General features: G+C 41.5%; 6 protein-coding genes. 4 read left to right on the top strand and 2 right to left on the bottom strand.

From position 1 onward, the window contains the following. Nucleotides 1-245: 245 nt before the first annotated feature. Both AC1D0K_RS24290 and AC1D0K_RS24285 read right to left on the bottom strand, forming a co-directional pair. The gene (locus AC1D0K_RS24290; RefSeq protein ID WP_477391350.1) at nt 246-2390 is read right to left on the bottom strand and encodes a glycoside hydrolase family 31 protein; all 2145 of its coding nucleotides are present in this window, start codon (nt 2388-2390) and stop codon (nt 246-248) included. A 147-nt stretch (nt 2391-2537) separates the two neighbouring features. Further along, nucleotides 2538-3431, bottom strand: coding sequence for a helix-turn-helix domain-containing protein (locus tag AC1D0K_RS24285; RefSeq protein ID WP_477391349.1), 894 nt, complete (start codon nt 3429-3431; stop codon nt 2538-2540). A gap of 559 nt (nt 3432-3990) precedes the next feature. Between AC1D0K_RS24285 and AC1D0K_RS24280 the strand changes: the two genes are divergently transcribed. The 4 genes from AC1D0K_RS24280 to AC1D0K_RS24265 all read left to right on the top strand — a co-directional run bounded on the left by AC1D0K_RS24280 (nt 3991) and on the right by AC1D0K_RS24265 (nt 14080). Continuing rightward, complete coding sequence (locus AC1D0K_RS24280) at nt 3991-7230, top strand: family 78 glycoside hydrolase catalytic domain (RefSeq protein ID WP_477391348.1); 3240 nt, start codon at nt 3991-3993, stop codon at nt 7228-7230. 70 nt (nt 7231-7300) lie between these two features. Beyond that, nucleotides 7301-8731 (top strand): arabinose isomerase, encoded by a 1431-nt coding sequence (locus AC1D0K_RS24275; RefSeq protein WP_477391347.1) that lies wholly within the window; start codon nt 7301-7303, stop codon nt 8729-8731. Nucleotides 8732-9471: 740 nt separating this feature from the next. Beyond that, a complete protein-coding gene (locus tag AC1D0K_RS24270) occupies nt 9472-12591 on the top strand; it encodes a SusC/RagA family TonB-linked outer membrane protein (RefSeq protein ID WP_477442668.1) in 3120 nt (1039 codons plus the stop codon). Nucleotides 12592-12610: 19 nt separating this feature from the next. Further along, nucleotides 12611-14080: a RagB/SusD family nutrient uptake outer membrane protein gene (locus AC1D0K_RS24265; RefSeq protein ID WP_477391345.1), complete on the top strand. Its 1470-nt coding sequence runs from the start codon at nt 12611-12613 to the stop codon at nt 14078-14080. The last annotated feature ends 30 nt before the right edge of the window (nt 14081-14110 follow it).

Raw genomic sequence — 14110 nt, 5'->3', positions numbered from 1 at the left:
ATGGGCTTAAAAAATGAACAAATTGGTTTGACGTGGAATTAAATAGGTTATTATTGGTTATAACGGTATCTGATGCCAAATCTAAGTGGATTGCAATATTTCATATTACCCATTTTGATATTTAGCTTATCTGTTTTGATAATTAGTAATCAAAATAGCATGCAGCTAAGTTAATAAGCATTCCACGTACAACAATTTGTTCAATCGCCCTTGTAAACTCTTTTTAATGATCAAGAACCAACGGGTTACTCCATCTTTTTAAAAGTTACCTTTCCAATAGTGTTAGGTTTTCCTTTTTCGGGTGCTGAAAGTGTACCTTTTAAAATGCCATTTTTGGAAACTATGTTGATCTCTCTGAAAGAGTATGCGCCTTTCTCGTAGTCAAAAGTTTCGCCATCATCGTCATATAATAAATAATGCCCTGGCTTTTCTCCATAATAGCGTACCTCGAGGTTAACCTTTTCATTTTTGGATGGCGCGTGCAACATAGCCGGCATCATGGGTATAACTCCGCCATCTTTTACATAAACGGGGATCTTATCCAAACCCGGAGTAACACTGATTACTTCGCCGTTGCCCACGTATTTGCCGGTATAAAAGTCATACCACTTACCCTTTGGTAAAATGACCTTCCTGGAGGTTTCGCCTGTAAACATTGGCGCTACCAGCAGGTATTCTCCCGCCATATATTGGTCTTTAATTTCTTCTGTTGTTAATTTGCCGTAAGGGTTTTCTTTAAGGTTTGTGTTATCTACACTATTTTTTTGTTCGCTATTTGCAAAGCCTGTTTCCAATACCATGGCCTTAAAAACCGGGGTGCCTTTAAAATGGTATTTTGCAAATTCGCTGTACCAATAAGGCATCATTTTCATGCGCAAGGTTGCCAATTGTTTTACCTGGTCTGCAACTTCCGGGAATGACCAGGGTTTGGTGCCACTTGCCCACGCGTTAATCATAGCCATGGGCGAGAATATATTGGATTGAAACCTTCTCAGCCATTCTTCCCCTGTTTTGGAATCCCGGACCTCAGGAGTCCACAGCACGCCGGCGAAACCACTATTAATAAGCGCTGTAATAAAATCGCGATGATCATAATAATCATTGTAGATAACAAAAGGGAACGATGAGCCACCACCATTTGATGCCCTTACCAGCCCGAAAGTACGCTCGTTTTTCTCGTGATATATTTGCGTTACGTAACGCTGCATCATTAAACCATAGGTTTGTCGCATTTGCTCGGCGCTGTGTCCGGAGGGAAAAGTAGCAACATCGGGCCACAGGTATTCGTCTCCGCCGTCAACTTCATCAATTTTATAACCACTGATACCTATATCTATTTTATTCTTTGACATTTCGCCAAAGAAAATATTCCTCGCCTGGGGCATTGTTATATCGGTAACCGCGCCTACCCAAACACTATGCGAACCTGTATATGGCGCTATTTGCTTGTAAATAGTTGCTTCGGGCGAAATATATGGATTGGTCCACAAGTTTAATCGTATCTTCTGTTTAAGCATTCCCTGGACAAATGTACGGGGATCTGGGAAACGGGTTTTATCCCATTCAAAAGTGCAGGGGTATGATTTACTTTGCCAGCCTGGTTCAAGCCCTATAAAATCAAGCGGATACCCACGCTCACTGAATGCCCTCGCTTCATTAGCTACATCGGTGGCGTTTGACAAGCGTTGTACCCGTTGTGTAAAGCCAAGCCCCCAGCGCGGTGGCAGGCACCCGCCGCCGTTAAGCAGGTTGTACCGGCGCACAGCATCAAGCATGGTTGGACCTCCTAAAACATAAATTTCCACCCCTTCGGCAGGTATCAACATTTCCACGCCGTCAGAGTAGGGGCGTGCCGACCAGTTTTCATTCGTATTCCTGTCCTGCACTTCGGGAGGATTCTTACTGTCGGTTCTTACTGCCGAACCGGCGTAAATTTTAATATATCTTGCACTGTTTATAAAAACGCCGTACCCTTTTGATGACAAATAAAATGGGGTAGGGGCATGGGTTCGCCCGTTATCCCGTCCTTCATAGTTATCTACGTGTAGTGTTAATATTTTGCCCCGTTGTTGTACAGTTTTAAAATTCAGGCCAAAACCGTACAACTGTTCGGTCCGGTCCAACGGAAAACGCAGGTATGTTTTGCCATCAGTTACCTTAGCAGAAATATCTGTTTCCAAAAGCGGAAATGGCGTACCTCCCATATCTGTTAACCCGGCATGATACGCAATAGCGCCCGAAGCTGTTAGCAGATTAAAGCTTTCTGGTTTGCCAACAGTTGCTTTCCAAATTCCAGGTTCAATTTCGTTCCATTTGATGTCCTGGGCATGCAGGCAGGATATAGCGCTGCATAAAATAAAAAAAGTTAAAGTGCTCCTTATAAGCCTCATAATTAATAGAAAGTTAAGAAATGTATATCGTTCTTCGTTGTCAAAGGATGGTGTATTGAATTTTGCGGTTGCATGTAAAAAGAAAACCGTTAGCTGATTGCTATTTGAAAATCATCCCGAAAAAAGGTTTTGTAAAATAAAGTTCATTTATGTGCCGTATTTTTTCAAGCCATTGTTTCTGTAATCCTGCGGTGTTAGCCCGGTTTTTATCTTGAACAGCTTGGAGAAATAAGGTATTGATTCAAAATTTAAGAGGTAAGCAACACTTTTAACTGAGTTTTCAGGAACTAACAGCAACTCTTTTGACTGCTGAATTTTAAGTTGAATAAGGTATTGATTTGGAGCCATCCCTGTATATTTTTTAAATGCTTTCCTGAACCAGGAATATCCTACCTGTAGTTCTTTAGCAACGTCTTCGGGTGTAATGCGTTGGTTCATATGATCGCGTAACAAAAAACGGGCACGATCAACGATAAGCTGTATATTATCTTCGTCTGCAAATGAGGCTTGTTTAATTTCGGCAAACAAGGTTCCAAGCAAATGGACTGCCGCGCCGGATATAGCAGGCTGATATCCGGGCTTTTCGCTTTTGGTTTTTTCAATAATATCTGTAAACAGGTTAAATAAGGGGTCTTTAAGCCCAATATCTATTATCGGCGAATTGATGCTAAAAAACTCATTTAGCATGATGTTTTCCATAATAGGACCTTTTAAGCCTATCCAGTACTCATGCCAGCCGGTTTTTTCACTTGGTTTATACCGATGGCGCTCATTGGGGAATAGTAAAATTATACTACCCTCTTCAACAGGCTTTAGTTTGCAATGCTCAGATTCAAAAACTCCTTCGCCCTGGGTTATATAGATGATTTGATATTCATGCAACACCCGGCCATTTTTCCAGGTAAAATAATAATTGGAAGGATGGTCCTTGCTTGGGTAAATAGCCGATTTAGGGATGTGAGTATACCCCGCATTCAATATTGTTAAACCCCATGCTTCATCTTCCGGATTTACGGGCAGGTATTTACAATAATTTGTCATTTGAATAATTGGTTTGTGAAAAAACAGTACGATTTGTTTTATCCTGTTCCCTTTTTTTGCTGGGTTGGGCAATACAAATAAAAGGTTAAATAAGCTGAAAATAAAGCATCCCGATCTTTTTGTCAGAAAGTATAACCTATTTATCAAAAAGGATAATTCTGAACGCTCACTTCAGGATAGATTTGATTTTGTAAAACCAGGTAGTTATCTATTATTGAATATCAGGGAGTTATAAGCCAATTAAAGCCAAATTAAATTTATGAGAAAAATTTACCTCTTTAAACCGGGAATAAGTGTAATGCCGTATAGCCCGGCTGGCCAACAAAAAAACCTTTATCCTAAATCATAATTAGTTCCAGATCATGAATCTATTAAAAGATGATTTCCTTCAAAAAGGGTTGTTCCATTACCTAATTCCGAAGCTGCCCTTAATCCCCTATTTTTAATTTAAATATCAAATACATGGCAACTTATTGTTGCCATGTATCTTTATGATACAAACTGTTTTTTTATATTCATCAACAGATTTTAGTAAATGCAATTACCGGGAAAAAAAATAATGGTCTTATGTTTTCTTAATATAATAGGATTGGCGGCTTATGCTCAAATATTCCCGGTAAAGTTAGCTTGCGAGCTTCGTCATGATCCGCTGGGGATTGATGTTAGCAACCCCGGTTTAAGCTATATGCTGATCAATAGCCACATAAATGAACGGGGGACAAGGCAAACAGCCTATCAGATCATGGTATCTGGCACCCCAGACTTTAAGCAGGGCTCGGACCTCTGGAATTCGGGGAAAGTAATTAGTGACCGGATGGCGTATATCAGTTATGCAGGAAAATCTTTGACATCTAATCAAAAATGTTGGTGGAAAGTTCGGGTATGGGATCAGCAGGGTAAAATTTCTGCATGGAGTAAACCTGCCTGTTGGACGATGGGCATATTAAAAGCAGGTGATTGGCAAGCCAAATGGATAAGTGCCGATGGCGCGGATAAGTATGCGTTAAGTTCAGTTGGTTACAAATCTGCAAACGCCGAATCTGAAAGGTCGGAAAAATGGGTACAGATTGACCTTGGCCGGTCCCAGCCTTTTTCTGAGGTAGCGTTATACCCTTTGTTTTATGCAGATAGGGGAGGATATGCCTTTCCACGCAGGTTTAAATTGCAGGTATCGGATAAATCGTCATTTGAAAATGTAGTTACCATTGCCGACTATACCGCCAGCGATTTTAAAGCTGAAAGGTATGCCCCGGCGCGAATTTATAAAGGTAATACTACCGGCAGGTATGTAAGATTAGCAGTAAGTAAACTTGCAGCTGAAGGAGCGGGATACGCTTTTGCTTTAAGGCAAATAGAAATTATTTACAACGGCAAAAATATAGCGGCGGGCCAAAAAGTTGAAGCATCAGACAGCAATGAAAGTGAAGGCTTTAAAAAGAGCAATCTTACAGATAGGCCACAGGATTATAAAACCATACCCAATTACTCCTCTGTGCTTTTAAGAAAAGAATTCAAAGTGAAAAAGCGCCTGGTAAGTGCGGTGATCTCCGTTAGTGGTTTATCGGCATATGAACTAACCATTAACGGTAAAAAAGCGAGTAATTACCTGTTTAGCCCCGGTTGGACGGATTACAGGAAAACAGTACTATATGATACTTTTGATATCACCGATAAAATAAAAAACGGTGATAATGCCCTGGGAATTATTTTAGGGAATGGCATGTACAATATTCAGCCGGATACCCTGAGGTATGTTAAGTTTTTAAATACTTTCGGGCCGGCAAAAGCTATCGCGCAACTCAGGCTGGTATATGACGATAATACTGTAGAGACCGTTTGTACCGATAAAAGCTGGCATGTTTCATCCGGCCCTGTTACATATTCAAATTTTTATGGTGGCGAAGATTATAATGCCACTCTTGAACCCCACCGGTGGGATAAGGCAGGCTTTTCAACGGGAGATAAATGGGTTTCTGCTATGGAAACCGATGGTCCGGGGGGAAGCCTAAAAGGTTTATCATGCGCGGCACCGCCGGTTGTTGCAATAGATACCATTGCGCCGGCTAAAATAACCAGGATAAGTAATAAGCTTTATATATATGATTTTGGCCAAAATGCTTCGATGATGCCAGGGCTTAGGGTGAGCGGTCCTAAGGGCTCATCGGTAAGAATGATCCCATCTGAGCTTTTGGGCGCAAATGGACTTGCGGATAGGAGTTCGGCAACCCAGGATGGCGTTCGGCCTGCCTGGTGGCAATATACACTCAAAGGAGGGGGCAAAGAAAAATGGTTCCCGAAATTCTTTTACCAGGGGGCAAGGTATCTGCAGGTTGAGTTGTATCCTTCAGCTGATGGTGTATATCCTGAAGTTGAAGAATTAAATGATATAATTGTTCATTCTGCATCCCAGCCAATAGGGAAATTTGCCAGTTCAAACAAATTGTTCAACAACATTTACGGATTGGTACGCTGGGCTCAAAGGAGTAATATGATGAGTTTTATGACAGATTGCCCTCAACGCGAAAAAATGGGGTGGCTGGAAGAAAATCATTTAAACGGCCCTTCTTTGAGGTACAATTTTGATATGGCGCAACTATTCAGGAAAACAATGAACGATATGGCTGATGCCCAGTTAGATAATGGATTGATACCCAATATAGCTCCCGAGTATTTTATCGCCGGGTCGCCCGAACTGACAAACGGGTTCCGCAATTCTCCGGAGTGGGGGAGTTCATTTATCATTGTGCCCTGGCAGCAATACCTGTTTTCGGGAGATATTTCATTGTTGGAACGCTATTATGACAGGATGAAGCACTACCTGGCTTTTTTATCAGGCGAAGCAAAAGACAACATCATTTATACCGGACTTGGAGATTGGTATGATATAGGGCCTAAAGAACCCTGGGGATCGCAGCTAACGCCTGTTTCATTTACAGGTACTGCAATTTACTATTACGATAACTGGATCATGAGTAAAATTGCGCGGGTATTGGGCAATCAAAAGGATGCTGAAAGCTTTGATCAGGCCAGTAAAGCGATACGGGCTTCTTTTAATAAAACGTTTTACAACAAGCAAAAGGGTTTATATGCAACCGGTTCGCAAACTACCAGCGCGATGCCTTTATTTTTCGATATAGTCGATACCGAAAACAGGCATCAACTTTTAACAGCGCTTGTGGATGATATCCGTAAAAATCACAATAGCTTTACTTCGGGTGAGGTTGGGTACCGGTTTTTGCTGCGTGCATTAGCCGATGAAGGCCGGTCGGATGTGGTTTATGATATGAATAATCAATCAGAACGTCCCGGATATGGTTATCAGCTAAAAATGGGAGCTACCAGCCTTACAGAAAAGTGGGATGCGGGAGTTGGCAATTTCGGCTCCCAAAATCATTTTATGTCTGGCCAGATCAACGAATGGTTTTTCAATGACCTGGTAGGAATAAGTCCGGATATACAAGGAGCGGGTTTTAGGCGGTTTATTATAAAACCCGAAATGTTGAGTAACCTGAGTTGGGTAAAAGGCTCTTATTCATCTGTTAGCGGGGACATTAAATGTGAATGGCAAAGAGCGGGCAAAAAGCTAACGCTTAATATTACAGTACCCGTAAATACCACGGCAACAGTTTATTTGCCAGCAATTAATAAGCGGGATGTTCAAGAGGGAGGTAAGCCAATCTCAAGTGTTAAAGGAGTTAAACTACTTGGCGCCAGCAATAACAGGTTAAAATACGAAGTTGCATCTGGCAGCTATCATTTTTCTTTCGTTAGTAATGAATCTCAAACAATTGGAAAATAGTAGAAATGTGCGCTTCATATAGCGTAAAAGTGATTAATCAATTAAAAATAACAAGTATTAAAAATATTACATGCAGCAAAGCACATTAAAAATCGGATTATTTGGTATTGGCCTGGATGCTTACTGGGGGCAGTTTAATGAATTAAAAGAGCGCCTTGAAGGCTATTTATCTGTGGTAGAGAAAAAAATAGCCGATATACATCCATCGGTGATCAATCTTGGATTGATAGATACTCCCGAAAAGGCGTTTGCTGCCGGTAGCGCCTTCCGCAGAGAGGATGTAGATATAATTTTTTTATACGTTACTACCTATGCGCTTTCATCTACAGTTTTACCGGTAGTACAGCGGGCCAAAGTGCCGGTGATCATATTAAACCTATCGCCGGATGCTGCAATTGATTACGCAGCTTTTAACAGCATGAGTGATCGTACCCGTATGACTGGTGAGTGGCTGGCTTTCTGTTCTGCCTGCCCTGTACCGGAGCTTGCTAATGTATTTAAACGTACCGGCATCAAATTTCACCAGATAACGGGCATGTTGCATAACGATCCGGAATGTTGGGATGAAGTAACAGAATGGGTTGAAGCGGCCAGGGTTGCCAACATCATGGCTTTTAACCGCCTGGGATGTATGGGGCACTATTACAGCGGGATGCTTGATATATATACAGATCTTACGCAGCAATACGCCGCTTTTGGGGGCCACATTGAGTTGCTGGAGGTAGATGAGCTGGCCAGTTTGCGTAAAGACATATTATCCGAAGCAATTGAGGAAAGGGTACTGCTATTTAAAGATCAGTTTGATGTGCAGGAGGGATGTACAGTAGTGGAATTGCAACGTGCTGCCCGCACTTCGCTGGCACTTGATAAACTGGTAGAAAACCATAAGCTTGGTTCGCTGGCTTATTACTACAAAGGGACAGGGAATTTTGATAACGAGGATACCATCAGTTCTATCATCCTGGGTAACTCCCTCCTTACAGCCAGGGGAATCCCTGTGGCGGGTGAGTATGAAATAAAAAATGCACAGGCCATGAAAATTATGGACAGTTTTGGAGCCGGCGGCTCGTTTACTGAATATTACGCTATGGATTTTAACGCAGACGTTGTATTAATGGGCCACGATGGCCCGGGCCATATAGCCATAGCGGAAGGGAAAACCAAAGTAAGGCCGTTATTGGTTTACCATGGCAAGGTGGGGCAGGGCCTTTCGGTAGAGATGTCCGTAAAGAATGGGCCTGTTACGTTGCTTTCGGTAGTTGAACAGGCTGGCGGCAAATTGATGCTGCTGGTGGCAGAGGGGGAATCGGTTGCCGGGCCAATTTTGGAAATCGGCAATACAAACAGCCGTTATAAATTTCCTATCGGGGCCAGGAGGTTTGTTAACGATTGGAACAGCTACGGGCCTGCTCACCATTGTGCGGTAGGTATAGGTCACATTAGCTCCAAACTAAAAAAATTTGGTCAGCTGCTTGGGCTGGATGTGGTGAAGGTTTGTTAATTTAAAAAACGTTGTGTAACCGACGAAACAGTAGAGGAAATGCTTCTATTTAATAATCAGTAGATTAATGATTTTTATATTTTGCAAATCGCAACAAAACCGCAATAGACAACTAAAAAAAGGTGATCAGTAAGTGTAATTTGGGGGTTCCAAACCGCGCGTGGGGGGCGTCAGATATTACCGGCCCCTCTCCCTTCCTCAAGTTTGTGATAAACACTCACCTGTCCTTTTTATTTCTTTCAATCTCCAAAGGTTTATATGTACCTGATTTTAGCCAGGTGTAAGGCACGATGGATAATTAGCTTGAATTTTAAATTTAGCTTCCTGATTTTATTTTTTAGGATTACCCGGTAATCAGGAAGCTAAACATCAGAATCTTACCGTTTTTCAGCGTCGTTATTTATATCAAATTAGATAAGAGAAATGTCATTTTATATATCCTTTTAGATATATTCTGCAATAAATTTGATAAAGATGATTATGGAGTTCCTTCCTCAAATTCGTCTCATAAACCAATTGTAATAGAATTCATTTTTAACCTGTCGCAGTATAGGTAACTCAATAATAATTGTTACTGTACTACGCTAACCCTTAGTAAGATAATTTGAAAAAAGAAAAGAAAAAAACATAAGCGGGATATTTTAGAAATACCCCGCTTAGTTAAATGATTTTATTGCCTGGTCGAATAGATAATACAATCATTTAGTCAATCAATTAAATAACTAACCTAATTCAAAATTATGACTTTTTTTACAAATTTACCCTCCTTTTTAGGAGGCAGGCATCGCTTTTTCTGTTTTTCGATGCTGGTTTTGATTTTCGTAGGCGCCGCATCCCCAATGGCGATAGCCACCGAAAAAAATAGTAAACCACTTTTTGAAGTATCTGGTAAGGTAACCGGCGAAAATGGCGAAGCTCTGGTTGGCGTAACAGTTACCGAAAAGGGCTCAACCAACGGTGTTGCTACCGATGTAAGCGGCAATTTTAAGCTTAAAGTGAGCAGCGGCAGTGCCGTTTTAGTAATAAGGTACATTGGATATGTAACAAAAGAAGTTGCGGTTAATAACACATCTGTATTAAATATACAATTAACAGGTGGTTCCAAAAGCCTCAATGAAGTTGTGGTTGTGGCTTACGGATCGCAACGAAAAGGAGATATAACGGGTGCGGTAACTTCTATAAAGGCTACTGATGTGCAAGACCAACCGGTAACCCAGTTTACGCAAATGATACAGGGAAAAACGCCGGGCGTGCAGGTAAATCAAACAACAGGCATACCGGGTCAGGGTATACAGATCCGAATTCGTGGCGCGGCATCTTTTGGTACCAATTCCCAGCCATTATATGTGGTTGATGGTGTGCCTTTGGTGAGCGATATTAATAACCTTAATCCGGAAGAAATAGAAACCTTTACCATATTAAAGGATGCATCTTCAACTGCCTTGTATGGTTCAAGGGCTTCAAATGGTGTGGTTATCATTACCACTAAACATGCCAAGCCGGGTCAAAACTCGTTGACTTTCAACGCTTTTTATGGTGTGCAAAGTGTTCCGCAAAAGGGGCGGCCAGATGTGATGAATGCACAGGAGTTTGCGCAATATGAGCAAGATGTGTTTACAGAAAAAATTCGTCTGGGGCAGGCTACAAGCATCCCTGTTGAATACCAAAATCCATCGCAATATGCAGGTAAAGGTACCGACTGGTATAATGTTTTATTGCGTAACGCGCCTATTCAAAGCTACAACCTGGCTTTAAACAGCGGTACCGAAAAATCAACCACTACCGCTACCCTCGGCATGCTTAACCAGGACGGTGTACTTATCGCATCAAATTATAAGAGATATTCTCTGCGTGTTAATTCGGAGTATAAGTTTAATAGTAAAATTACAGTTGGTTTAAACGTAGCGCCAACTTATGAAAAACAGGCTAACGGCAATAGCGATGGTAATATTTTTGGCGGCGGTATCATTCAAAACGCGATAACCAGCTCGCCATTATCACCTTATAAAAATGCAGATGGTTCTTTGCCTTTAACTTCACAGTCGCCTGGTCTTTTTGGTAACCCCAACTGGTACCGTGTAGCAACAGAAGCAAAGAACAACACGCAAAAGGGACGTTTATTATCCAACGCTTATGCTAACGTGGAAATTATAAAAGATCTGAATTTCAGGACCTCTTTAAATATCGATTATGTAAATGAGCAAAATAAAGTCTGGAATCCTTCTACATCCGGCGGGTTGTTTGCCCCACCTCCAAACCAGGCCAATGCATCTTCAAGAAGCAACATTTACTATTCATGGCTTACCGAAAATACACTGAATTATAAACATTCTTTCGGGGATCATAATTTTGATGTACTGGTAGGTTATACAGCCCAAAAATATCACCAGGATAATAGTTATATATCCGGCTATGGTTTTCCTAATGATAACATACCATCATTGGCAGCCGCCACGCTTTTTAATAATCCTCAAACGGATATCCAGGAATGGTCATTGGCTTCGTTTGTATCGCGTTTAAATTATAATTATAAAAACAGGTACCTGGTTTCTGCCTCATTCAGAAGGGACGGATCATCCCGTTTTGCACCGAACACCAAGTACGGAAATTTCCCGGCGGTATCAATTGGCTGGAATGTTTCTGAAGAGCCCTTCATGCAGAAGGTCTCCTTCGTATCCGACCTTAAATTGAGAGCTGGTTATGGCGTTAATGGTAATTTTAATATCAGGAACTACGGGTTCATACCTAATACCCAAACAAGTAACTATACATTCAACGGAACTTTAACCCCAGGGACTTCTATTGCCAATATCGGTAATAATAATTTAAGCTGGGAAAAATCCAGGCAGCTGGATATTGGTGCCGACTTTAATTTGCTTAACGGGCGCATAAGTATTAGTTACGATTATTTCCGTAAAATCACCTCTTCGCTGTTGTACCAGATTAACGTGCCGCAGGAATCAGGTTTTTCCAATATATCTGACAATGTTGCCAAACTACAGTTTCATGGCCATGAATTTTCTATTACCAGCCAAAATTTAGTTGGCAATTTAAAATGGACAACTAATTTCAACATCAGTTTTGTTCGCAGCAAGATCCTGAATTTAGGCCCTTACGGTAGTTATTTGCCAAGAAATACAAATGGTTCCAATATCGAAATGATAGGCCAGCCATTAGGAATGTTTTATGGCTATAAATTTATTGGTGTGTATAAAAACCAGCAAGATTTTGATAGCTCGGCAAAATACCTTGGCAGCGATTCTCCGTCGCAGGTTGGAACGGTTAAATATGCTGATATCAATAAAGACGGCGTAATTGACCTTAAAGATCAAACCTTTATCGGTAACCCTAACCCGGATTTTACCTACGGTATGACAAATAACCTGTATTACAAAAAGTTCGATTTTGGTGTTACCGTATCTGGCGCTTATGGTGGCGATCTGCAAAACCGTACGTTGGAGTATACTCAGAATCTGGATGGTGTATTTAACGTAACCAAAGATGTTGCTAACCGCTGGAAATCGCCAACAGACCCTGGTGCCGGTGTGCATCCCCGCATTGTTGTAGGTACCGCTTTGGCAAGGTATACCAATTCAAGATGGGTAACCGATGGCAGTTACCTTACCGTTAAAAACGTAACGTTAGGCTACACTATCCCGCTTAATAAAAGCAATAATTATATTAAAAGTATAAGGGTTTACACCAGCGCCCAGCAACTGTTTGTATTTACAAAATACAAGGGTGCCAACCCGGAAGTAAGCGGACTTGAAGGTAGCAGCCCTTTGAATATCGGTATCGACAATACCTCATACCCGGTGCCGCGCACTATCAGTTTTGGTGTAAATGTTAATTTAAAATAAAAGATATAATCATATAATTATGAGAGTCAGGATATTATTAACGGCGGCATTGGCATTAAGCTTATCTGCCTGCAAAAAAAGCTTCATTGAATTAGTGCCCCAAACGGTTGTAACCGAAGCAACTTACTTTAAAACAGCCAATGACTATACCCAGGCAGTTGTAGGATCATATGTGCCTTTGCGCAATATATACAGTGATGCCTATGTAATGGGCGAAATGCGATCAGACAATGCTACTTATTTTGCCAGCCCCGGTTTGCAGGGTGGCCAGTTCAGCGATAAGTGGAACATTTCGGGCTTTTTGGATATAACTATCAATATGAACGGCCTTAACAAATACGCAAATTGCTACGTTGGCATAGCCCGTACCAATGCTATTTTAGATCGTATTGATAATTCAACCATTGATGCTGCTGTAAAAGCCAATTTAAAAGGGCAGGCGCAGTTTTTACGTGCCTATTATTATTTTGAGCTTGTGCAGTATTTTGGAGGGGTTCCCCTCCATTTAAAAGAAGTTACCTCGGTAGCAGAAGCTTCTTTACCACGCTCAACTGCAGATGATGTGTACAAACAGATCATTGCTGATGCCACCAGCGCCGTCGGTTTATTGCCGGCAAAGCAAACTACCGTTGGTATGGTTACCAAAGGTTCGGCTAAAACATTGCTCGGCTACGTTTATATGACGTTAAAGCGATATCCTGAGGCCGAAACCGCTTTGACAGATGTTACCGCTTTGGGTTATAGCCTGGTGCCCAATTACGCAAATATTTTTGCCAGCCGCAATACAGCCGAATCTATTTTTGAAGTGCAGTATTTAGAGGGGCCGCAAGGACAGCAAAGCAATTTCGCATTTCAGTTTGCGCCTAATATTTCAAACATAAAAAATATTTTAGGCCCGTCTGGAGATAATAAAACAACCGGAGGTTGGAACAAACCAACCCCGGATTTGATTGCCGCCTATGAAACAGGAGATACCCGTAAAGCAGCATCTATTGCTTTTAGCTATGTAGATGGCGACGGCAATACGGTAAATGATACTTATTGCAAAAAATACACTCACGGGCCGTATGCAAACTTTAACAATACCGGCGACGACTGGATAGTTTACCGTTATGCCGATGTTTTACTGTTGCTGGCCGAGTGCTTAAACGAAGAAGGTAAATCAGGCCAGGCCATTCCTTACCTTAACCAGGTAAGGGCAAGGGCCGGGCTGGGCATTACTACTGCTTTAGCCCAGGCAGATTTGCGTACCGCCATAGCAAAAGAGCGCCGTGTTGAGCTGGCTTTTGAAAATCACCGCTGGCTTGATTTGGTACGCACCGGGCAGGCTATAAATGTAATGACAGCTTTTGGAATTAAGATTAAGCAGCAGCAGCCTTACCTTCCTACGGCTGCATATACAAACATTACACAAACCCGCTTAATATTTCCGCTACCCCAAACAGAGATAGATATAAATCCCAAGCTTAAACAAAATCCTGGGTACTGATAATTGGTTTATAATGATTAATAGTTGGTT

This window comes from Mucilaginibacter sp. P1_A3 (assembly GCF_056406855.1).
The sequence above is the reverse complement of the archived record's forward strand: the minus strand, read 5'-3'. Positions and strand labels throughout refer to the sequence as shown.